Source organism: Flavobacterium haoranii (assembly GCF_009363055.1).
Taxonomy (GTDB): domain Bacteria; phylum Bacteroidota; class Bacteroidia; order Flavobacteriales; family Flavobacteriaceae; genus Flavobacterium; species Flavobacterium haoranii.
The window spans coordinates 337,852-361,009 of the sequence record NZ_CP045292.1; the positions used below are offsets into that span (position 1 = coordinate 337,852).

Consider the following 23,158-nt stretch of genomic DNA (forward strand, 5'->3'; position numbering starts at 1 on the left):
TGCACCCGCATTGAGAGATGCAAAACCAACAAATATCACGGCGAGGTAGCTCAGTTGGTTAGAGCGCAGGATTCATAACCCTGAGGTCACGGGTTCAACTCCCGTCTTCGCTACAAGGTTTAAAAAAATCGTAAAATTAGATTTTATGCGGGATTAGAGCAATTTAATCCCGCATTTTTTATGTCTAATTTATTGAAATATTTGTATATTGAACAAGATTTTGAACACGATTTGAAAAATAAGAAAAGATTTTCAGAGCCTAAAATTTACGACGCTAATGGTGATTTATCTAAGCGTTGGTATGTCTATTTTTCATTCAGAAAAATAGAAGATGGTCCGTTAGAAAGATTTCCAAATAACATTTATGCTCCACAAAATTTTGATAAAAAAGAAAGAATAGAGTGGTTAAAAACTATTCAACGTAATTTATCTGTACTTTTAAAAGATGGATTTAACCCTTACAATCCTGAAAATAAATTTGATTTTGATAACGAGCAAGAAGGGAAATCAATAAAAGAAGCTTTTGAATTTGCACTTAATATTAAGAAAAGTACATTGGCTGAAACCTCTTTTAAAGGATTAGAAGGTCGCATATTGAGATTCGAAAAGTGGTTAGAAGAAAACGGCTTTAAAAATAGATTGATTACATCAGTGAATAAAAAGTAGTGATCACTTATCTTAATGAAGTATTAATTGCTACATCAGCCAAAAATAGAAACAATACAAGAGCAGATATCAGTACTATTTTTTCTACTCTAGAGCAAAATGAAATTATTCCTTTAAATTTTGTTCAAAAAATTCCTGTTTTAAAAAGCACACCCGAAAAAAACAAATCTTACTCAAGTACTGAGGAAAGTAAAATATTCGACTATTTAGATAAAAACAACAAGTTACTTTCTCTTTATGTTAAATTCATTTCCTACAATTTTTTAAGACCTGTAGAGGTTAATCGAATTAAAATTGGAGATATTGATTTAAATGACAAAATTCTAAAAATTAAAACCAAAACTGGATTTAAATTAAAACGAATTCCTCAAGTTCTAATCGATGAATTACCAGACATATCTAACTATCCTAATGATGCATTCTTATTTGGAAGAAAAGATTTTGGTCAATATTGGGATGCTAATGAAACAAGTAGACGAAATGACTATTCTGATTATTTTTTAGAAATTAAAAGAAATTTGGTTTAGGTAAAGATTATGGTTTGTATAGTTTCAGACATACATTCATAACTAAACTCTACAATACTTTCATAAAAGAAATGACACCAGAGGAAGCAGAATCTAACATTATGGCTATAACAGGACATACAAGTAAAACTGCGCTTAGAAAATATTTAAGGGAAATAAATGCTTATATTCCTGAGGATTATTCTAAATATCTTTAATTGTTTTCAACAAATGATTTAAAAAAAACTGACAAAGATTGAGTTATATTCAATAATTTCAATTGAAATAATGTTTACTATAAGTTCATACCAGATTGAGAAAATATAGAGCCATCACGTTTTTAATAAAAAAGAATGTCGAAAGATAAACGAATGATAGTGACAGAAAAAAAATATTTAACTTCAGTTAAAGTGAATAATTAGGCTAGAAATCTTATAAAATAAGTTTATATTTGTTATAAATGATTTAAACTACATAGTAAAAATGAACAAACAAAGGTTGTCCGTATTTATGTCTGCTTCGCTCGGGGCTTTAGCGACTTTTATGCCTTGGTCAAGTGTACCCTTGTTAGGTGATATGAATGGAATAAACACAACTTTGGGAAAATTTTCAATCTTGTTTTTTTCGTTTTCACTTATCATAAGTCTTTTAGGTAATAAAATGAAAGATTTAAAAGGATGGTCTTTTAAGTTAATCATTTTTACTAGTATGCTTGCTTTATTGATAGATTTATTACATCTTTTTGTTCTTTCTTTTGGGAAACCCAACGAGGATAATCCCCTAGAAAAAGTTATTTCTGAACAAATGAGAATCGAATTTGGTTTATACATTGGAATCTTTTCTGGTATTATGACACTTTTATTTCTTTTTACAATGAAGTCTAATGCTAAAGAATTGAATAAGAAAACCAGAAAATTAGAAAAACACATAAGAAAGGATGAAAAAATTATTAAAATTTCTAATCAAAAAATAGAAGAGACTCATAAAGCCAAAGAATCAAAACTCAATAATAATTTTATTTCAGAATTAAAAAAAGAAAGTGAATTAGTAAAAGATTTTGAACCTTCGGATCATAATAAGTATATGCCAAAATAATAATCGAATAGTTAAAATGGGTAGTATTGCTAAAACTATTAAGGTTATAGTTTAAATTTTAAATGAATTAAATTTATAAAACTTAGAAATTTCAGATGATTTTAAAAACGGAAAATCTTTAGATATAAAAACATTTATTGAGTTTTTTTGAGGAAGTAGAATTAAAAGATATTCAATATTCTAAAATTACCATTGGTATACAAAATCAAGCTCTTACCAATTATGATACTATAAATCATGTTATCCCCTTTTGTGCCCATTAAATAAAATAAACCATTTATAATTGGTGAACATTTACAATTTGACATCACTAACTTTGAAACATGAAGTCTCATTTAAGCTTATTTTTGTTAATTTTAAATAAGGAATAATAAAACGGATAAACGTATTGTTCGTCCTTTAGTCGTAAAACTTGTGTCATTATTTGATTTATAAAACTTTATTTTATAATTACATCACTAACTTTGTAACATTACCAAAAGTAAATTACTGCATATCACAGGGCATTATACTATGACAGCGCTTGAGCAATATTTACGTGATATTGATGCTGAATTACCTTAGGATTATAGTGATTTAATTAAGTAATTTATATTTTGTTCAAATTTTTACAAATCAATAAAATTTCTTCATTGAACTCGTTATTTTTATTCAATGCATAATTATATTTTCCTAAATTATATTCAACAACATTAAATAAATTAAATGACCTCAATAATTCACTAATTTCTTCTATTGAAGGAATGCCATTGTTTCTATATGATATGACAATATGTGAATCAATATGATTACTAATTAGTATTCTTAAATCGTTTAAGAAATTTGTTTTATCTTCAAATTCTCTAGATGCATTTATGTTTATTTCCTTATTTTTCTTATTGAAATTTATATTATTGGGGATGTCGTAATAATTAACCAATCCTTCAAGAAAATGATATTTACTATGATAAGATGTGGAACTTTCCTTTTTGAAATATGGAGGATCAATATAGACCAAATCTGCACCTAGATGGCAATTTAGAGCACTAAAATTATAAGCAGTATTTATTCTTCCGTTATCAATACAGACTTTATCTAACTCTTTAATAAATCTTATAAAAAGTTCTTGAAAACTTCTTTCCCATGTTTGCTTATTACCAAAATTACCCTTTTTATAATTTAATCTCATATTTAGGTTTCTTCTATGAAATAAATTATAAGGCCTTTTCATTAGACAGCTTTGAAAAAGAATATATAAAGCACTGCATTTTACATTTTCATTTTCTAATGCTAATACATTCTGTATATATATATCTATTTGATTGTTCTCTTCATCGGTAAAATAAATGTCGTTGTAATATTCAGCGATATGATTTAAATAATTTACTTCAGGAAGCCTTTCAAACAATTTAACTGCATTTTCATACGTCAATTCATTTGTATTTTGTTCGATTAGTTTTCTCCCAATTATAGTATTAAATTGAAAGATATCATTATATAAAACTTGTTTCTGATTTAACTTAGCATAATAAGAGAACGAAGCAGAACCTCCAAAAACATCTAACACAGAATCAAATTCTAAGTTTGCTTCATTTACGATGATGTTCCAGATTTTGTCTATTATTTTTCTTTTTGAACCATAATATCTAGTTTTGGGTAATATTATATCTGGCATATTTCTTTAATAAATTCTTTTAACTTTAAAAGTTCAGGTTCGGCAATACACTCCAGTACTAAACCCTGATGACCAAAAAACGGCACTTTGAATTTGTATGGAGTAACTGCGAACTCTTCTCTTGGAGTATTGTATGTTTGATCAGTAAAGAAATACCTATAGTTATCTATATTTTGATCACTCAAAAATCCCAAAAGAATAAAAGTAAAATCTTGTAAATTGGTATTTGTTATCTGTTTTAAATATTCAATATTATTATTATATTTTTTTGAGGTATCATAAATATTATCTTTGGTAAGCGTAGTCTTAGCTTCTAAAAAATAAAATTTATTATCTTTAAAGATTACAAAATCAAATTCTGCTTTAGATTCTCCCTTTATACATAGCTCAACATTACTCACAAAATCAAGATTTAACTCTGTGAGTATGTCTTCAATAAGATCTTCGTAATATTTTTCAACTAAATAAAATGACAACTCAGCCTTTAGTATATGTACCTTGAGCTTTTCCTTTCTCTGAGGTTCAGAATTTACAAAACCTTCTGTATATCTATCATCTTTATGTTTTAAATAATGTAACAAATTGTATTTTTTACCTATTTTTTGCTCGGTATAAATTCCCAAAAGTTCTTTTTCAACATTCTCATCTGGAAGAAAGAAATTGAAATTTGATAAATCATTTAAATTCTTAAGAACAATAAACTCTTCAAAAAAACATTGATAATCTGCTTTTATTTGTACAATTCTATCTATATATAAATTATGCTTAAGGTTACACAATAATTTATTAAAGTCTCCTTCTTTACTTTTTTCTTTAAAGTTTTGAATAAGTTCTGATTCATACAAAAGTTTTTGTGTTCGTTTCCTTAGATAATTTTCTTTAAGTAATTGCCACAAATGAAGATTAGAATTTTCTTCTTTGATGTATTTTTTCGAATCTACATTATACTTTAACAGAATATGGTCATTAACTTTAATTCCTATAACACTTTTATCTTCTGATTCTTTGTCAACAATAACATAGTATTCGTCATTATCCGGATTAAAATTTAATTTATTATTCAGTTCATGTTCATAATTGACCCAAATATTCTCTATATCTACATCAATCATTTCCAACTTTTCTAAATTCAGTACATCAGCTTTAATATATAATAATTGAGGCTTCAAATTCTCCTGACTGGTTACTTTTATATACTGACCTGCTTTATTTAAATCATAGATTGTTGAAATACTTTTTATTGAATCTCTTAATTTCTCATTATTTAGATTGTCAATAATTTCACCTATTACATTTATCGTTTTAAATTTATCATTTAAACTATTCTCAACTTCTCTCTTTTTAGGCAATGTAGAATAGATGGAAAACTTATCTTTAAAATAATACAGAAAATCTTTTGTTTTAAGTTTAGATATGAATGTTTCACTTCTTAAATAATGTGAATTTAAATGGATAGCAAGAGTATAAAAAAACTGCTCTTTTGTATATTGACTATCTACATCTAAATATTCATTTTTATTCATTCCTAACATCTCATAAAAATCATCAGAGAATATAGAAACTGCATGTTTTATATCATCTTGATCGTCCATAATGTTTTCTAATTTAATAAATACATCATAGCATAGATTAAACAATGCTACTAGATAAGGATCAAGCTTTAAGATAATCTTATACGCAAATATTTTGTTATTATTATCAAACATACTATAAACTTGAATTAGTATAGTTTTCAATTATTGGTTTAAGCTTTGGCTGATACTCGAAATGTTGTCTATACAGTTCTAATAGAGTGAATAAATCTTCAAAATCTTGAATATCAATTATATTAAGTTTATAATTCTTTAAAAACTCATATTTATCTAAATATGAATAGCTCAATTCCATTGAGGCAGGAACAAATATTGAAATATTCTTAAAGAAAGTCTTCTTATCAAAATTCAAATATTCAATACTACTTTTTATTTTTAGTATTTCATTATCAATTACTGATATATCCTTACTGAACACAAAATAACAGAAAGTATCAGTTTCATAGTTGTAATAATATCGTAACTGGCTTGTAAACTCTTCAATTTTGATATTGAAGCTGTCAAGATAATATTCCAGAGGGTCAAAAAACTTACGATGTATATTTTTGAAAGCTTCGACATTTATCTCCAAATCTTTTTTTGTTTCATCAAATATTTCAAGCAAAGAATCAGTTTTTAATGCCTCTTTTAAACTCTTTTTTTCTTTTTTACCAAAAAGTATATCTGAAATCCTTTGTATCAACAGTCTATTACTAGTTGCATCAGTTTCTTTAATCAATTTTTTGAGTACTTCATTAGTATCTTCATCCGAATTGAATAATTCCTTTAAGTAGTCAATTAAATCTTCTTTATCCTTTTTCTCTGTAATTGGATTTATAGCAATTATATGTTGACCTATACGTTGGTACAACGGCTCATTTGTTGATTGGATTAGATTACTATCTACTCCATCCGTTAATGCTAAAATTAGATAATGACCTTTAATTTTATTAGACAAATCAATTAATTCTCTAAGCGATGTAAGAAAATGAGAAAAACGAACTTTCGACTTTTCCCTAATTTTCTCTACTTCATCAATACAAAAAATAATGTATCTACCTGTTTGTGACAATATATTTAAAAATAACACAAGTATTTCCCTACGTTCATAATCTCTTAGTTGACGTAAACCTTGTTTATCAAAATATCTTTTACTGTTTAGTCTCCCAGTTCCTAAATAAAATATATTTCTTATTTCAGTTAAATCATTAGAAGAAAACATTTTTTTTGTATAATCTTCTATAGCACTAAAATTATCTTTATAGTTATTTGCAAGTAAAGCGTAATCAAATTTTTCATCAACCAAATTCTTTACACTTTCAATAATATAATTTGTGTAATTATCTTCTACTATTCTCAATAGATTAAGAATAATGTCATAATTATCTACATCTGCTCTGTAGTATAAAACCTTAATATTATTATTATTATTATTGCGAAAATATAGAGACAAATATTTTAAAATATTTGTTTTTCCGTTTCCATAGTTTGCTGTTATGATTGAAGTTTGAAAACGTTCATCTTTTATCGTGTCGATTTTAGCTTTGATTTTACTTTTAGCATCATCCTGATCAACGATAAAATAAGGTAACTCAGGAACTTTCCCTTCTTTTACATCTGCTATAAAACTATCTGAGGGTTTTTGAGAAATTTTATCCCATAATTGAGATTCTAACATAATCCGTTTATTTATTAAGTTCTTTAATTCGAATATTTACAACAGGTCTATTTCTAATTAAATATTGATTTTTACCTGAAATTGACTGAACAACGTTGTTAAAGAATATACTATACTTGTTTTTTTCTGATTCATAAAATTCTGAGATAAAGTTTTGAAAAGATTTTTTTCCCATTCTCATTTGATCTGCGATATCTTGTAATGACAAAAAGCCCAACTCATTCTTAGGAGTAGTTTCATAAATGGCTATAAAAAAATCAATTTTCTCTTGAAACTTGCTTTTCGAAACAATTTTCTCTTTATAATAATCATCAACTAATTTTTTAACTTCTCTATATGGCTCTTCAAGACCTTCTTTAGTAATTATTTTTAAAAATGTTTTTTTTATGTTATAGTTTTTATCTAAAAGCCCTAAATCCTTAATCCAATGCTCCCGTACTTTACTAAAATTTTTTTCATTACTAGCTTCAGTATATCTAAAGTGTTTTATATTAAATTTTTCAACTAAAAACTCAAAATGAATCTCCTCGATATTTAAATTTTTAACTTTATTTTGAATCTTTTGTAATAATGATAACGAAATAAAAAAATTAAAATCTTCTTTTATTATAGCACAAAATAAAATCTCTTTTTCTTTTTTACTCAATCTAAAATCATTACTTCTACAACTTACTAATTTTTCACCTGAGGAGGTCAATTTATTTTCAAAATCAACAAATTTTAATTTATCTTTTGTTAGGTTTATAAAATATGAAGTTGCTTTATATGTACTAAATATAGACTTTTCAACCTCATCTCTTCTATTAAAAAGTGCATCATTAATAATTTTCTTTTTTCTTTCTTTAGTTAAACCAATTAAGGCATCATATGGTTTCTTAATAGATTCAAATGAAGGAATTCCATGAGTGAGCGCCTCATTTGATTTTTTATTATATAAATTAAAAAATTTTTTTATTATATAAATATAAAACTCAATATAAAACTCGGATTTTGAAATCTCACTGTTTGAATTTTTTTCCTTAATAAATTTACAGACCCATTTTACAGAATTTAAGTTCTGATTATAAGGTCTATGCAAGCTTTTTATAAAATTTATTGACACCAAATATTAATTCATTAATTGATTGGAGTAAAAGTAATGAAATTATCAAATAACATTTTAATAAAAAAGTAAATTAACTGATTTTGTTTTTATTGTTTTTTTTTAGACAGCTTCCTCAAAAGATATTCAGTAGCTTCCGCATCAGAGATTAGCGGTTTCTTTTTAGATTTTTTTGTAGTAGTAAAAGAAGCCGAAACAACACCCAACATTTTATACAGCCTTTCGACTTCCTGTTGAGGAAGGGCTTGAATAATATTGAATGCAGTTTCAGCCTTAAGTGTCATTGAGTTTGTTTAATTATCTTCTTCGTCTTATGCGAGGTTTGTTTACTTTTTCTGCTCCTCTATTTTCTCCCAAATCTGTCTTTGGTTGTTGACTATAGTTGAAGCTATTTGATTCTGAAGTTTTTCTAACTCTTCTTGCTTCTTGCTGATTTTCTCTAATTTTTCCAGTATTTTGGAGAATAATTGGATCGATTCTGTTTTGTTCATATAATTTAGTTTTAAGTTTACTCCAAGAAAGGTTTCTATTCACTTGACTTCCCTTGTATGTATTTCCTTTGTACTCAAAGGAAATACCCGATATTTTTCCCTCAATGCTCGCATTAAGTTTTATACTAACTTTTTTCTCTTTAAGTTTCTTTTCAAATTCAAAAATGGATTGATTATGTTTTATAATTTCATTTATGATTCTTTGAAGTTCTAATCTTTCTGGAGCTTCGCCAGTGCGTAAACATTTTTCAATTTCACCTTTAGAAAGTACATTCGATTCTTTATTTTCTTTAAGTACTGTCAGATTATACTTCACTTCTAATTTTCTAACTAATGCTTCACTTCGTTTATAATCTTGTGAATCACTTACTACATCGCCAGAATACTTGACTCGATTTGCTACAATGTGAATGTGCGAATGATCTTGGTCAGTGTGCTTGTAGATTATATACTGATTGTCGTCAAACCCCATGTCTTTTAAATAATCTCGCCCTAAGTCTGTAAATTCCTTGTCTGAAAGCGAATCAGAGTAGGGGAGACTTAAAGAGGTATGATATACTGCTTTAGATAAATTGGGTCGTAATTGTCGAACTACATTAAATTCTTTTGTTTGCATAACTACTTTTTCTGAAGTTAAGTTAGTCTCTAAAACAACTCCATAACCTTTTTCGACTTTACCTTGATTATATTTCAAAACCCCATAAAAATCGGCGCCTTTCGCTTGTTTTGCTATCATTCTAAAAGTTCTGTTTTAATTTGATTTAAAATTTCTTTCAATTCTCTTAAATCACGATTGAACACGTATTTATCCAAAAAGTTTTGATTGCTTTTTTTCGCTAGCTGATTCACATTATTTCCAATGCGACTAAGTTCAATTAGCAACTCACGATTAATTGGAGATATAGCATGTTTGGGTAACTGCTTATTCAATGCACGTTTACGAACATATTCCACAACAGTTAGTCCATAGGTTTTTGATTGACTTTCTATTAATAATAAGTCTTCACAAGTGAATCTCACGTTTACTTGAAACACTTTTAGGTGATTGATATGGGATTTTGGTCGTGCCATAATTTCTATTTTAAAAATTTCAGGTTTTCGATAGCAATAACATGAAAAAGAAAACCCATCTAAATTCATTCGTTAGAACAAATTTAAATGGGCTATCATTTGTATACTATAGTTGTCGTACAGATGCTTGTACGGCAAATTCTATTCCTCTATTATATGATAAAGTTTTATAATGTCATCTTGAGCTTCATCACCTACAATATAAAAATCTGGCATACTCGCTAGTAATCCTATTGTTTCTCGATATTCTTTTAAGGAATTCTTATCATTACCATAATAATTAAAAGGATTTTTTGGGTGTGTTTCCTGTGGCGTATTAAATTTTGATTTATCTCTGTTTTTTATCTTAAACCTTCGTTTAGCTTCGTCTTCAATATCATTAAAAACTATCTGTTCTTTATCGTAACTTTTTAATTTATAATATTGTTCTTGAAGTATAACAACAAGAGCTCTTCGTCTTGATAAAAATGATTTAATAGTAAAACCGTCAAGCCTGTTTGCAGCATCTTTGAGATCAGAAAGAAATTTTTGAACAAGTTCTAAATTAAAGGTAGAATCACCATTAATTATTGAATGATATTTAACATCATATTTTTTTAAAACCTTAAAAAGTGTTACTAAGTCCATTATAATTTTGGCCCTCCCATACCTCTATTGTTGTTCCAACGTAGTGTGAAAGATTTATTTATAATCTTTTTGTATACATTTTGATTAATTATTAATTTATGCATTTTTTCTCTAGCTACATTAGTTACCAAACCGTATTCCATTTTATTACCCTTTGAATTTGTCAACCTGTCTTTTAAGGACAATCCAATTAAAAACTGTTCCGAAAGTGGAAAATTATAGTCATCTGCCTTTATTATTTGTTGCGCTATTTTCTCCATAGGATCTTCTTCTTTCTTCAAAGCATTTTGAATTTTAGCTCCATAAAAGTTCAATTCTTTTTCGTCTATAATTACTTTAGAATAATTTTTCATGAAAAGTTCACCATATTCAAAACTTCTAATTGGCATATAATCTAACATGGCAACGGATATGAATTCATGTATCTCAGGATGATTGAAAACATAATTTGGATCATATTTCTTTTCTGCAAAAGATTCCAGCCAATCCTTTTTAAAGCCGTCAAGATTTTCTAACATTTGTCTTCCGAAGTCTCTGGTGGTATTCATTATTTCAAATTTTTCAGAAGCAATAAAATCGTTCAATTCATCCCATTTTTCCCTATCTTCTAAAGAATGAAATTGTGAAGAAAAAATTAATGAAATAATAGATTTTAACTCATCTAAATTCAATCGAATAGAGGTTGAATTTTGCTCTTTTAATCGAGTTGAAATTTCATAATAACTAACCCGATTGTAGTCTTTACTTTCTAATAATTTTATTTGCATATAAATAGATTTTAATTCAAAAATAAATAATTATTTTAAATATAAAAATCTGATATTCAAGCACTTATATATAAAATATTTATAAAAAAATTAAAATATAAATATTGTTTATATATCTTTTAAAAGCATAAAGACATACTTTTTAAATAAAGAATTAAGCATCAATTATTTAGGAACAAACACTAGATAAAAGTGTATTAAAACAACCTTCTAAAAATCAAATAATTTTTTTCTGATTTTTTTTTGATTGAAATGAAAATAGCATCTAATTTCAAATTGTAAACAGTGAAAATTCAAAATCTACTTGTTTTGAATTTATAGAAGTTAAAAATATTGGGGTGTGGGGTGCAACCCTGCCAAGCCTGCGACTGAAGGGAGCACGTTTTCGCTAGCGAAAACATGGCTTGCTTCATGACAACCCAAAAGTTTGGAGTTCCTCAGTTTTGGTCTTTGATTGTATTTAAAATGAATAGGAAATTAGTCTGTCATTATATCGATTACATGTAATATTTCTGAAATTGATTCTTTGTTTAGGACACTCAAATCGATTTCGTTAACTAATCTTGAAATTTGATTTTGTAATAGTTCTTGCACTTCTTCATTTAATCCATTTTCTTCTGGTTCATACAACTTCTGAGCAAAATACCTTCCTAGCTTTTCTTCAAACTCTTCTTTAGTATATTCAGAATCGTCCTCATTTTCGAATTCATCGATATGATTTAGATAATTTTCATTTAGAGTGAAAAACTGTAATGCGGTTAAATCGTTTTCATCTAGTTCGCTTAAAAATGCATTTATATATCTTTCAACTTCCTCTAAAGTGTCTGGATAAATTTCTCCTTGGTAATAATATATTGTTTCCAGTAATGGATTAATATTTTTTGGTTTAAGTTTTGTGTTATCTTTAGAACAATTGGGAAATGAAAAACTGAAAAGAAACTCTTTTATTAAATTTCTTTTCGCATATCTACACAACACTTCATTAATCTGTTTAGTAACAATTAATTTTTCATCTACCGTAATCATATCTTTGAATTTACTATTATACTAAAGTTTTATCTTTTGTGCATTTGGAAAGAATATCTAAATATTCATTCTCAGTGATTTCGCTATCATTTATAAAGTTAGTTAAAAATAGGTCAGACAAAAAGATAGCGAAAAACCTTTTAACGAAATAATTAACATCATTTTGAGTATAGTATTCTGCAATTTTATCCATTATACCTTGTCTAATTGCTGGAATATTATTGATATCATGAATAGAAACCCTATGCTGTACATTAATAATCATAGTTTCAATAAACGTATCATTACTCAAAATAATTTGAATAACTGTATATCGATCGTTTAAGTCAAAATCTTTTAAAATGATTTCTGCATGATCACTTATATATGTTTCAACCAATGCAAAATCAACTTTAGTATTCTTCTTTGTATCAAGGAAACCTTTACATAAATCTACTTTTCCATTTTCAAATTTTGGTCCATCTAGCTTACCAAATAAGATTTGATTAATTACTGGTTCTACTATTTTGTAGTTGATATTCATAAATTGTAACATGATGTGAGTATTTGAAGTTTATATTTTTCAAATATAATAAACTTCGTCTTATGTGACGAGTTGTAAAAGCAAAAAAAATAATTGGGTTTATTTCCTTTGTTTAATGCAAAGTAAAATTGATAAAATAGAAGAAGAAATTGTTCAAAAGATTTTTAAGTTGGCGCTTGAAAAGTTTGATGGAAACAACTCTCTATTTGCAAGAAAATCGAACTGCTCTGAAGCTTCCATTAGGCGTATTTATAATGGTAAACAACGCATGACTTTAAACATGCTTCTTAAACTTTGTGATGGATTAGAAATTGATTTGAAGGAGTTGATTGAACAAATCTAAGGCTAAACATGATTGACTAATAAAATGTTGTACTTTGGTACAATAAATTTTATTTCAAATATTATTTAAAATGTTTTTATGTTGATTTAAACTTTGTATTTTTGCGCAATTCAAAAAGAGTTATATGAAAACAATGCCTTGGAAATCAATTAATAAAACTTCTCCAAGATTTTACGTTAAAGCTTACTCATTAACTGAGATTTTGATAGTATTGTGTATTATTGGTATTTTACTTTTAATGGTTTTACCTAATCAAACATCAGTTATTAGTCAAGCAAAAGCAATTGAAGCGCAAGCTATGCTAAATCAAGTATATGGTTTAGAGAAAAGTCATTTTTATCGTTTTTCTAAATATTCTAATAATTTGGAAGAAATTGGATTTGAACAAGAACAAACTGTTGAAGATGGTGTTTCAGGTGTTGATAATGATAATAAAAATATTGCACCAATGATTGAGTTAAATTTTGATGGAAATGAAAAAATGCAAAAATTTTCATTTAGTATAAAGTTTAATGATAAAAACCAATTTGATAAAGTAATTTTAAATTCAGGTAAAGAATTTGGCATAGAAGAATGGAATAAATTCTTCACTGACATGAATCCTCAGGATACTGAGGCAGGAACAAACATTCAAAATGATTATATCCAAAGAGATTATAATAATAATAATCCAAAATAATTAAGTTTATGAAAACCAAAATTGTTTTAATTGTAGGCTTTTTATTATCATTTGTGCCCTATTTATTAATTTTTAGTATCCCTATTTATTTGTTAGGTGTATTGATTTTATTAAATTCTAAGGAAACAAAAAAAATCAAAATTTATTGGATTTCTATAACTTTATTTATACTTGCACTGACATATATTATACTAATATTATATATTGAAAAAATGACTGGAGAAAATTTTTTTAATATCTAACTCGATGGCTCGGATTTATCAACGCAACGATAGCGCAGAAATGTTTTCCGTGCCCACAAAGTAAATAATTAAATTTTTACTAAAGGCTTTTAAATATAAAAACAGAACATCGAAATGGTGTTCTGTTTTTTATTAAAATTCATATATTTACACCACGTTCTTATACACTTATTTTGTAGCTAATGACTATCCTTCTTTTGGAATGACATTGCCTAACCGAACGCACTCAAGTACTGCTTACCGTTACGGTTTCCAAGGACAAGAAAAAGACGACGAAATTAAAGGCGAAGGGAATAGTATAAACTACACCTTTAGAATGCACGACCCAAGAGTTGGGCGTTTCTTTGCAACTGACCCGCTTGAAAAAAAATATCCAATGTTGACACCTTATCAATTTAGTGGTAATAGGCTTATCGATTCTAAAGAGATTGAAGGAATGGAGGGATTTCAGTATACAAAATATGACATTGTAAATGGTCAAAAAATTCCAATAAAACAAATCGTAGAAGTAGACGTAATTGTTTTAGTTACAACTAATAGCAAAGATAAGATAAGTTTTAGTGTAGGTACAGGAAAGAAAATAGAAAAAATATTGAATGATAATTTTAACCCTACAGAAGTATACAAGGATAATAGGTTTAATAGAACTTTTAATAAAGACAAAATAGGTAAAAAGAAAAGAGAATATACAACAAATATAGAGGGGCATACCGTTCCAGTTGAATTTGTATTTAATGTATCAGAACAAAACTACAAAGGATCAGAAACTATCGCTGGACGCTCCGACTTGTTAATAAAAATTACTAATGATAATAATAAAAAAACAGATTTTATTTCTACCGATGGTGATATTGTAAGAAGTACCATAACCGTAGGTCAGATAAAGGTAACTAGTATAGATGACGCTGGAGTTGCAAGTTCTGGTGGAAACCGTATTGTCTTTAAGAAAAGGCAGTTATCTTCTATTGTACATGAAATTATTCATAACTTTTACTCATATGATAAGAATCTAATTATGAAAAATGATAAAGATCATGAGAATGAAAGTATAGGTGGAGGTGGAGCAATGCTATATGGAACTGGAGCTGGGAGCCCTCCTTCACAAAATAATATAAATTTTATCTTAAAAACAGTTCCATCTATAGACGAATCAGAAAAGCCATCTAAAACAAATAATTAAAGTTATGAGAGTATACGTATTTATAATTATTCTGTTGACATTCTTTCCTAATAATACATTTTCACAAGAAATTTTTGAAGGTTATGTTTTATGTATTGATAATTATGTTGATGCTGATGAAAATAATATTGAATACTATTTTGTACCTATTGGTTTTGAAAAAAATAAAATATTATTTGATGAAGAAACCTTGGAAAATAAAAATGATAAACTAGAATTAAAAATTAGACAATTAGGTGGTTATAAAATTTACAAGTACGTTTATGATTTTGAATATAATGATTGTGTTGATAATAAGGGAAAAAGTGACAATTATTATCTTGATATAAATCTTAAACTTATTTTTTTTCATTATAATCGTGATACGGAGTATAGTGTAAATCAGGATTTTTTTCTAAAAAAATAAAGAAAAATAATTTTTTTGTCTGTAAAATTAAATTTAAAGGATGTAAATTAATTGATAAAGATTATATAAAATCCCAAGTGTTAAAAATATTTGTTTATTCAATAGAAGAAATTTCTGTTGTAGGTGAAAATGAGAAGGAATCGATAATTAATTTTATTAAATGTAATGGGTAATGACGGTAATGTAGTAAACTAAGCTATAAAATAAACATCAAAACTAAGTTGTTGAAAAACAGTATTTAACGCATAAGTTAAATACTGTTTTTTTATTACACTTAACAATAGTTCCCCGATAGCGCAGATTTGTAATCTGTGCCTATTTTTGTAAAACAAAACAAAAGCCAGCTCTAAAGCTGGCTTTTGTTTTATATAATGAGGCTATCAATGATTAATAATTTTACTCAAATCAAACATTGGTGCATACATCGATACCATAATAATGCCTACAATAACTCCAATAACAATAATAATCATCGGTTCCAAAATAACACCAATCATTTTAGTTTGGTGATTAATTTCTTCATTATATTGTTCCGTTAGGCGTTCAAACATGGTGTCGAGTTGGTTAATTTGTTCCGCAACTTCAACCATCGAAACCAATTTGTTTTCGTAAATACTATGCTTACGCAAGCTTTCATGTAAAGAACTTCCGCGCGTAATATCTTCTTTTATTTGCTCTATCGATTTCTCAATGGGGTAAAACCCTATCATTTTAGAAGTCAACCCTAAAGAAGTTAATAAAGTAGTTCTCGATGTAATTAATAAATTCATCGATTGACAAAAACGAGAAATGTATATTTTACGAATCAATTTCCCAAAATATGGAATTTTCAACACTAAACTAGAGGTGAATTTTCGGTAACTGTCTTTTGTTTTTAAAAAGTAATGCATCGTAAACAAACCAATTAAAATCAAGATGAAAACTCCGAAAATTGTTCCTGAATGATTGGATAATTTAATGATGTATTGTGTACTTTTAGGCAATTCACTTCCAAATTGTCTAAAAACAGAGCTAAACATTGGTACAACTTTGTTCAACATGAAATACAACACTAAAACAGTAACTAACATTACAATCGCTGGATAGGTTAAAACCGAAACAATTTGCCTGCGCATTTGAATTTTTCGATTGAAGTATTTTTGTAACTCAAACAATACTTCTTCTAATTTTCGGGTTTCTTCTCCAATTTGCACACTGTAGTATTCGTAAGGCGAAAACTGGTTCGATTCTTTCATAGATTCGTAAATACTTTTTCCATGAACAATCTTATCTTTTAGTGTTAAAATCAGCTCGCGTTCTTTCTTTTTTGTTACTTGCTGACTCACAATTTCTAACGCCTTTTTAAAATCAACACCCGATTTTAAAAGCATCCCTAATTCGCGATAAAAAATTTCTTTTTCTTTATCGGAAAAGGTTTTCGAAAACTGAATGTTATCCAAATTGAATTGGAATTCCTTTTTCGGTTTTTGGTTTTCGGTTTTATAGGTAGAAAGATCTAAACTCATGGTGTTTGCAATTTGATAATATCGTGTGCGTAAACAGGTTTGTAGAATTTTAAAGTAAACGGTTGTTTGTTAGCTTCTAAATGAATTTCAAGCTTTTGAAAAATCTTACTTTTGTTTTCATTGGAAACTGTATCGAGCTTTATTTCTTGAAAATTTAGATGAAAAGTATCCGTAAATTGAGAAGCTTTTCGAATCAAATACTCTTCTTGTTTTTGGTATACCAAAACAGATCCATCATAGGTTTGAAATTGTAATCCATTTTCGGTAAACTGCATTTTTTCGCTTTCAAAAATGGCTTTATTTAAACTGTATGATAATCGGTTAAAATTGGCTGTATATTCATTTTGTTCTTTAAAATTAATTAACTGTTGTGAAACAATGCTAAAAATTCCAAAAATGATTCCAATTATAATTGCGGTTATGACCAAACTAACCATAACTTCAACTATTGAAAAAGCTTGTATGTAGTGCTTTTTATTCATTGGAATACAAATAGAACGTTGCTTTTAAATCACTATCTACGCTATCTTTTACTTGAACCGAAATTTCTCTTAAATTGGTATTTAGCCAATTTTCTTCCACCGAAATAGTTTCCGGATTTACGTTTTCTTCATTCAGTTGCAATTCGTAAAACTGTTGGTTTAATACATTTTGTTTATTGTAATGTTGGGTTGAAGTTTTAGGCGAAAAAACATGACTATACACCAAAATAGCGATGAACAAACAAATCGAAATAATCGTCAACGCTATAACCGATTCAATTAAAGAATTAGCTTTATAATACTTTTTTAACAATGCCATAGTGTTGATTTTGATTGTTAAAAATAGGGAAGTCGATGAAAACCTTTGGTTTTCGTGTAATATCGATAGTTACATCGGCTAAACAATTGGCGTAACTTGCCGAAGTTGTCTTGTGGAGCAATTTTGAAGCGAATACAGAACCAAAAACACTTCCTTTAAGGATAAGTGTACCTGAACAGTAAATTATGCCTGAAATCGAAATATTTTCGCCCAATTCAATATTGTTTTGGTTTAAATGCAAAACATCATTACCAAAAGCTAAAATTAATCCCGCCATTTTTACATCTTCATCGATAAAAATAGTTGCTTCTTTTTCTTCATTTTCGTTCAACAAACATAAGGTAGAAGGATAATTCAGTTTGGTTTCTTTACCCACAAAAATTCGTTCAGTTGCTAAAACTTGGATTGTTCCTTCAAAACCTGATTCAATAGTAACTTTTGGCGCTTTTATAATAACATCTTCCAGTATATTATTCTTTCTAATTACAATTGAATCTCTGGAACTGATTACAAAATTTCCTTTAATGACTTTATTTTCAAGATTTGGTGAAGCTAATTCTATTTCCAAAGTTTCTTTAAAAAAAGAATTAAAATAAACCGAATCGTTTTTAGCTTCTAATTCTTTGAAATTAGTTTTAAAAGTCTTTTGATTGTCAAATAATTGTTGACAATCTTCCGAAAGTTTTGGTAACTGAATTTCCGATATTTTTTTTGTTCCTTGAAACGAAATGATATTCGGTTTGTTTTGAATATAGGTTTCTTTTATTCGTTCCGATGGTAAATACGAATTTCCTTTAACGGTTACTTTTCCCGAAGCACTTAAAGGTTGGGTAAAATTAGCCACATACAAAGCGTCTTGTGAATTCAATTTTTTCCCCACAAAATGTGCCGATTGTACGGTGTCGTTTTGTAAAAAAGATTGCGTAAGTAAAACGGTATGTAAACCATGTTTTTTGGTTTGAAAAGCCGATTGAATACCAGTATTTTCATCTTGTAAAAGCTCTTCGTCTAAAACCAATTGGTTACCCAGTGCATAATTAATGGTTGATAAATTATTGCTGTACAAACCTTCATGCGTAGCATAATACAAATTGAGTTGGTTGTACATGTTTGAAAGCAACAACAAACCACCTAGTAGCAAGCCTACTAGTAAGCAAACATAAACTGCATATAGCAAACTATGTGCTTTTACCATTTATTTTTTGTCTTTTTTCTTGAAAATACGTTTATAGAAAGGTTCTTTTTCAGTTTTATTTTTTGGATCCGTTTTTGCGTTTTTCTTTAATTCTTTTTCTTTGGCTTTAGCTTCTTTTTGTTTTTCTTTTTCAAGCTTTTCTAACTCGCGATCTTTTTGCTTTTGCTCTTTTAAAGCCGCTTTTTCTTCTTTTGTTAATTTCGGCTTTTTAATAAAAATTACTCCGTTTTTATAGCGTGTAGTATCTTGTTTTACGAAATTAATCCAATAACCATGTTTTTTACCCGATTTGTAATAGCCTTTCTCAAGCATTTTACCCTCGACATTATAGCTGAAAAACTTACCTTGTTTTAAGCCACTACTGTATTCTTGCGTACTTTTTGTAGCGCCATTTTCAAACCAAGTTTTCCACAAACCTACCTTTAGACCTTTTTTTAAAGTGCCTTGCTCTGCTAATTGATTACTGTGGTAATACTTTTTGAAATCGCCATCTAAAACCTGACCAGCAACACCGCCTTCAGCTTTGTGAATTAAACCTCCTTTAAACCAAAAATACTCTTTATTGTGTTTTACACTAACCTTTTTATCAGTGGTATAAAACTCGTAACGAAAATCTTTATCGGATATTCTTTTAATGCTATAGGGATCAGTAGCAGCAAGTAAAACAAAACTTAATATGCTAACGAATAGTAACTTTTTCATTGTTGTAAAATTGTGCAGCAAATGTAATTATTTTTTTATCATTGCAATTTTAATTAAACAATATAAAAACAAAAGCCAGCTTTAAAAGCTAGCTTTTATTGTTATTTTTTAATCTTTACCACGCGAAAGATTCGCGCGGGAGCGGGAGTTTAACTTGTATGCTAAATACTGTTTTTTAATAACTTATTTTAATATTTATTTTATGCCCTAGTTTACTACATTACCCGTTGTGTCCACGAGCTAGAATCTCGCGGTAGCGTTACCGATTATTTATAACTGTTTTTCTTCTCGTATTCTAAAGCTTTTTTTTTAGCTTCAAATAAATTAAAATTATCTTTTTTCAAATATGATTGAAATTGTTGAAATAAAATTAAATTATTTACTGTAATACTGTTTTGCTTGTTTGCAAACATAAAGCTATCAATTGCAGAAGAACAATTTAGGTTTTCCTTTGAATTTTCCATTACAGCTTCATGAATAATTTTTGAATAATCTCCATATGAATTAATTGATGACTGTTTTAGAGAACTTAAAATAGTGTCTGATTTGGACTCTATTTTAATCTTTATTTGTTCAAAACAACATTCTAAATTACTTTCTTTTGGAGATGAACAATTGCACAAAACACAAACAAATATAATAGTTAAAGTTATAAATCGCATATCTAATTAATTTTTACTTTTTCCATTGATGATTTTGCTTCTGATTTATTAAAATAAGGATCACCTAAAGAAGAAGTGCCATCAAATATTTCAGAATCAGTAAAATTTTTATATTCAGGATATTGTGATTCTAAATTTTGCCTTACTAATTTTCTATATTTTTCTACAGAAAACTTACCCATTTCTTCTCCACTTGGAGGAACTAAATATAAATCTATATTGTTAGATAATGACCATTGTAAATCGCCTCCAGAAGCAAAACCTGATAACTCATTTGAAAAATTAAGTGGTCCTCCCCATGGATGAGTGTGGATAGTAGTTGAACGCTTCCATCCTTTTATTCCAATTGATTTTTCTGGATCAACTACCGCACTATTTCCTGGTACATATTTTGGACCTTCGGCTGTTGTACCTAATGTAAAAACCTCCATCTTCCCTTTACCATTTGGATTTTCTATTTGTTTTGTGAATAAAGACATGGCTTTTTCATTTGTTGAGTTTCTATTTTTTTTAGCCCAAAGAGATAATTGTTTATCTTGATTTAATTGATTGTTCTCATACGCAGGAGTACTCATGTTATTAAAAATTCTTATGGTGTTCACATTTGGAGGAGTTTTTAATATTCTCTCAATGTTTACTTTCATTTTATTCAATTGATTAACAAAGTCTTGTCTTACTATTTTGATTTCATTACTTGAACCATGTTTCCCTAATAATTTACCGTCAGAAGTGTAATAAAACTCTCTACCCTCTAAATCAATACCATCAATAACCCTGTTTTCACTAAAAGCATATGGGCTATTCCAAGGATAATCTTTCTCAAGCGGATCAGGTGCAAAAAACCTACCCACTCTTGGGTCGTGCATTCTAAAGGTATAATTTAAAGAATTTCCTTCGCCTTTAATTTCGTCATCTTTTTCCTGTCCTTGGAAGCCGTAACGGTAATCTATACTAGGTCTGTCTGGATTTGGTACGAGCATACCAAAAGAACGGTAGTCATTTACTACTCAAAATTATTTGTAAGAACGTGTTGTAAATATACTATTAAAATTAAAAACAGAACACCATTGTGATGCTCTGTTTTATTGCTTTATACTTAAACCATTTGTAACCAACTTGTTTTAACTGTTACTTTTTTTAAACCACGCGAAGGGATTCGCGCGGTAGCGGGGGGATTACAAATCCGCGCTATCGGGGTTACAAAAGCTCTCTTTTTTCATAGTTATTGTAGTCCTTTATTCCGTTTAAAATGTTTCCTATAGGTCTAATCATTATCTTTTCTTTTTATCAGAACTTGTATAAAATGATCCTATAATGCCTTCTTTTTTCGTACAAAATATAATTGCATCTATAGAATGGTTAAAGTAATTAAAAACATTTTTAAAGCGAAACACGTAATACATTTTATTTAGATGTAAAATATTTTCTTCTGATTCAATTTTTAAATAATAATCTTTTTTTTCATTCATTAAACGAACTGTATAAAAATCACCACTCTTACATTTTAAATTTAACAAACTTTCATATTTATCAGTCGTTTTTATTTTAAAGATAGAGTCTTCAAATATCATTTTATATTCCTTATCAATATTTATAGACTTATTACTAAAGTTCATTTTCAAACCGTAAATAGAAGGACAATCTTTAGATATAACTCTAGTTATAAAAATTAAAGGTTTTTCTTTATCTTTTGAAAAATCTACATATTCAATTTTACCGCATTCTTTGTCTTTCATACAACCACTTAGTAAAAAAAATGTTAAAAATATAAAATCACTAATTTTCATTGCTTTCTTCTTTAATTTTTATATCTGCTTCTATGATTTTATCAATTTTATCATAGTCTTTTTTTGCTATAGTATTTTTGTATTTTGGTAAAGATTGTATATCTTCTTTGGACGGACTAGACCATCTAACTTCTCCATAATAATCGCCATGATCTAAGTCATTTTGTTCCTCTCTATCATACTTTCCGCTTAGGGTTGAAGTTACATGGAACTCTTCATGATTTAAAACTTTTGTAGCATTTTTTAGCTTATGCTCCTCAGAACCAATATTACTTTTATTAACACCTATTAATATAATTCTACCTTCATTTGAAGTTTTCTTATATACATTATCAGAAACATCTTTTAAAACAGATGGATACTGCTCTTTGTATTTATTAAACTCGTCAATATTTGTAATTTGTAATTGCATTCCATCTGCAGGATAACCTTTAAATGAAAAATACATAATATTGTAATCTGTTTGGGATTTTAATTTTTTATACATTTTCTTTCCAACATCTGTCTTTCTCTCAACTCTTATCATAGTTTTGTAACTATCATCTACACTCTTGTGGAACCAAACTTCTTCCTTTCCTTCAAGTTCAATATGAGCAATGAGTTTATTCCCACTAAAACTATATGGAGTATAATGTGGATAATCTTTAAACAACGGATCAACGGTAAAAAACCTACCTACTCTCGGGTCGTGCATTCTAAAAGTGTAGTTTAATGAGTTTCCTTCACCTTTAATTTCGTCGTCTTTTTCTTGCCCTTGGAAGCCGTAACGGTAGCTATTGCTAGAACCGTGGCGGTTAGGGATTAGCATTCCAAAAGGATAGTAGTCAAAAATTACACATTATCAATAAATACAATAGCTAACAAATTTTTAAATATTGT

General features: G+C 27.9%; 27 protein-coding genes, 1 tRNA gene and 1 pseudogene. 9 read left to right on the forward strand and 20 right to left on the reverse strand.

The window, feature by feature from the left end:
- The first annotated feature begins 39 nt into the window (after positions 1 to 39).
- The 5 genes from GCU34_RS01590 to GCU34_RS01605 all read left to right on the forward strand — a co-directional run bounded on the left by GCU34_RS01590 (position 40) and on the right by GCU34_RS01605 (position 2,267).
- Positions 40 to 113 (forward strand) — tRNA-Met (locus tag GCU34_RS01590).
- 67 nt (positions 114 to 180) lie between these two features.
- Positions 181 to 666 carry a hypothetical protein gene (locus GCU34_RS01595; protein WP_152378333.1) on the forward strand — a complete coding sequence of 162 codons (486 nt, stop codon included), beginning with the start codon at positions 181 to 183 and terminating at the stop codon, positions 664 to 666.
- Entirely contained in the window at positions 666 to 1,193 is a 528-nt protein-coding gene (locus tag GCU34_RS01600) for a site-specific integrase (protein WP_152378334.1), read from the forward strand. The genes GCU34_RS01595 and GCU34_RS01600 overlap by 1 nt, the downstream gene beginning before the upstream one ends.
- A 71-nt stretch (positions 1,194 to 1,264) precedes the next feature.
- Positions 1,265 to 1,390: a hypothetical protein gene (locus GCU34_RS14050; protein WP_262884248.1), complete on the forward strand. Its 126-nt coding sequence runs from the start codon at positions 1,265 to 1,267 to the stop codon at positions 1,388 to 1,390.
- A gap of 265 nt (positions 1,391 to 1,655) precedes the next feature.
- Positions 1,656 to 2,267 (forward strand): hypothetical protein, encoded by a 612-nt coding sequence (locus GCU34_RS01605; RefSeq protein ID WP_143146153.1) that lies wholly within the window; start codon positions 1,656 to 1,658, stop codon positions 2,265 to 2,267.
- A 589-nt stretch (positions 2,268 to 2,856) separates the two neighbouring features.
- Here the strand turns inward: GCU34_RS01605 and GCU34_RS01610 are convergent.
- The 11 genes from GCU34_RS01610 to GCU34_RS01660 all read right to left on the reverse strand — a co-directional run bounded on the left by GCU34_RS01610 (position 2,857) and on the right by GCU34_RS01660 (position 12,789).
- Entirely contained in the window at positions 2,857 to 3,921 is a 1,065-nt protein-coding gene (locus tag GCU34_RS01610) for a DNA adenine methylase (protein ID WP_072780321.1), read from the reverse strand.
- On the reverse strand, positions 3,909 to 5,513 hold the full coding sequence (locus GCU34_RS01615) for a hypothetical protein (protein ID WP_143146152.1): 1,605 nt from the start codon (positions 5,511 to 5,513) through the stop codon (positions 3,909 to 3,911). Before GCU34_RS01615 ends, GCU34_RS01610 begins: the two co-directional genes overlap by 13 nt.
- 115 nt (positions 5,514 to 5,628) lie before the next feature.
- On the reverse strand, positions 5,629 to 7,170 hold the full coding sequence (locus GCU34_RS01620; protein ID WP_072780319.1) for a hypothetical protein: 1,542 nt from the start codon (positions 7,168 to 7,170) through the stop codon (positions 5,629 to 5,631).
- A 7-nt stretch (positions 7,171 to 7,177) separates the two neighbouring features.
- Entirely contained in the window at positions 7,178 to 8,248 is a 1,071-nt protein-coding gene (locus GCU34_RS01625) for a hypothetical protein (protein WP_072780318.1), read from the reverse strand.
- Between the two features lie 113 nt (positions 8,249 to 8,361).
- Entirely contained in the window at positions 8,362 to 8,556 is a 195-nt protein-coding gene (locus GCU34_RS01630) for a hypothetical protein (protein ID WP_072780317.1), read from the reverse strand.
- Between the two features lie 13 nt (positions 8,557 to 8,569).
- Positions 8,570 to 9,499 (reverse strand): relaxase/mobilization nuclease domain-containing protein, encoded by a 930-nt coding sequence (locus GCU34_RS01635; RefSeq protein ID WP_072780316.1) that lies wholly within the window; start codon positions 9,497 to 9,499, stop codon positions 8,570 to 8,572.
- Positions 9,496 to 9,834 (reverse strand): MobC family plasmid mobilization relaxosome protein, encoded by a 339-nt coding sequence (locus GCU34_RS01640; RefSeq protein WP_178138318.1) that lies wholly within the window; start codon positions 9,832 to 9,834, stop codon positions 9,496 to 9,498. Before GCU34_RS01640 ends, GCU34_RS01635 begins: the two co-directional genes overlap by 4 nt.
- Before the next feature lie 141 nt (positions 9,835 to 9,975).
- The gene (locus GCU34_RS01645; RefSeq protein ID WP_072780314.1) at positions 9,976 to 10,461 is read right to left on the reverse strand and encodes a hypothetical protein; all 486 of its coding nucleotides are present in this window, start codon (positions 10,459 to 10,461) and stop codon (positions 9,976 to 9,978) included.
- Positions 10,461 to 11,228, reverse strand: coding sequence for a hypothetical protein (locus GCU34_RS01650; RefSeq protein WP_072780313.1), 768 nt, complete (start codon positions 11,226 to 11,228; stop codon positions 10,461 to 10,463). Before GCU34_RS01650 ends, GCU34_RS01645 begins: the two co-directional genes overlap by 1 nt.
- Before the next feature lie 477 nt (positions 11,229 to 11,705).
- Complete coding sequence (locus GCU34_RS01655) at positions 11,706 to 12,254, reverse strand: hypothetical protein (protein ID WP_072780312.1); 549 nt, start codon at positions 12,252 to 12,254, stop codon at positions 11,706 to 11,708.
- Between the two features lie 16 nt (positions 12,255 to 12,270).
- Positions 12,271 to 12,789, reverse strand: a complete 519-nt coding sequence (locus GCU34_RS01660; RefSeq protein WP_072780311.1) for a hypothetical protein — start codon at positions 12,787 to 12,789, stop codon at positions 12,271 to 12,273.
- Between the two features lie 103 nt (positions 12,790 to 12,892).
- Between GCU34_RS01660 and GCU34_RS01665 the strand changes: the two genes are divergently transcribed.
- The 4 genes from GCU34_RS01665 to GCU34_RS01680 all read left to right on the forward strand — a co-directional run bounded on the left by GCU34_RS01665 (position 12,893) and on the right by GCU34_RS01680 (position 15,627).
- Entirely contained in the window at positions 12,893 to 13,120 is a 228-nt protein-coding gene (locus GCU34_RS01665) for a helix-turn-helix domain-containing protein (RefSeq protein WP_072780310.1), read from the forward strand.
- Positions 13,121 to 13,244: 124 nt separating this feature from the next.
- Positions 13,245 to 13,799, forward strand: a complete 555-nt coding sequence (locus GCU34_RS13775) for a type IV pilin protein (protein WP_227658715.1) — start codon at positions 13,245 to 13,247, stop codon at positions 13,797 to 13,799.
- A 387-nt stretch (positions 13,800 to 14,186) separates the two neighbouring features.
- The gene (locus tag GCU34_RS01675) at positions 14,187 to 15,221 is read left to right on the forward strand and encodes an RHS repeat-associated core domain-containing protein (protein ID WP_262884253.1); all 1,035 of its coding nucleotides are present in this window, start codon (positions 14,187 to 14,189) and stop codon (positions 15,219 to 15,221) included.
- Positions 15,222 to 15,225: 4 nt separating this feature from the next.
- Positions 15,226 to 15,627: a hypothetical protein gene (locus GCU34_RS01680; protein ID WP_152378335.1), complete on the forward strand. Its 402-nt coding sequence runs from the start codon at positions 15,226 to 15,228 to the stop codon at positions 15,625 to 15,627.
- A gap of 380 nt (positions 15,628 to 16,007) precedes the next feature.
- Here GCU34_RS01680 and GCU34_RS01685 read toward each other — a convergent pair whose 3' ends face one another.
- The 9 genes and pseudogenes from GCU34_RS01685 to GCU34_RS01725 form a co-directional block, all read right to left on the reverse strand.
- Entirely contained in the window at positions 16,008 to 17,132 is a 1,125-nt protein-coding gene (locus tag GCU34_RS01685; protein WP_072780303.1) for a type II secretion system F family protein, read from the reverse strand.
- Positions 17,129 to 17,614, reverse strand: coding sequence for a prepilin-type N-terminal cleavage/methylation domain-containing protein (locus tag GCU34_RS01690; protein ID WP_072780304.1), 486 nt, complete (start codon positions 17,612 to 17,614; stop codon positions 17,129 to 17,131). Before GCU34_RS01690 ends, GCU34_RS01685 begins: the two co-directional genes overlap by 4 nt.
- The gene (locus GCU34_RS01695) at positions 17,607 to 17,933 is read right to left on the reverse strand and encodes a hypothetical protein (RefSeq protein WP_072780305.1); all 327 of its coding nucleotides are present in this window, start codon (positions 17,931 to 17,933) and stop codon (positions 17,607 to 17,609) included. Before GCU34_RS01695 ends, GCU34_RS01690 begins: the two co-directional genes overlap by 8 nt.
- Entirely contained in the window at positions 17,908 to 19,128 is a 1,221-nt protein-coding gene (locus tag GCU34_RS01700) for a hypothetical protein (RefSeq protein WP_072780306.1), read from the reverse strand. Before GCU34_RS01700 ends, GCU34_RS01695 begins: the two co-directional genes overlap by 26 nt.
- On the reverse strand, positions 19,129 to 19,830 hold the full coding sequence (locus GCU34_RS01705; protein WP_072780307.1) for a toxin-antitoxin system YwqK family antitoxin: 702 nt from the start codon (positions 19,828 to 19,830) through the stop codon (positions 19,129 to 19,131).
- Positions 19,831 to 20,096: 266 nt separating this feature from the next.
- Positions 20,097 to 20,492: a hypothetical protein gene (locus GCU34_RS01710; RefSeq protein ID WP_143146151.1), complete on the reverse strand. Its 396-nt coding sequence runs from the start codon at positions 20,490 to 20,492 to the stop codon at positions 20,097 to 20,099.
- Between the two features lie 2 nt (positions 20,493 to 20,494).
- Positions 20,495 to 21,475: pseudogene (locus GCU34_RS01715) on the reverse strand (RHS repeat domain-containing protein); the annotation flags it as partial.
- A gap of 288 nt (positions 21,476 to 21,763) precedes the next feature.
- Entirely contained in the window at positions 21,764 to 22,279 is a 516-nt protein-coding gene (locus GCU34_RS01720; protein WP_152378336.1) for a hypothetical protein, read from the reverse strand.
- Complete coding sequence (locus GCU34_RS01725; protein WP_262489050.1) at positions 22,269 to 23,111, reverse strand: RHS repeat domain-containing protein; 843 nt, start codon at positions 23,109 to 23,111, stop codon at positions 22,269 to 22,271. Before GCU34_RS01725 ends, GCU34_RS01720 begins: the two co-directional genes overlap by 11 nt.
- Positions 23,112 to 23,158: the final 47 nt, after the last annotated feature.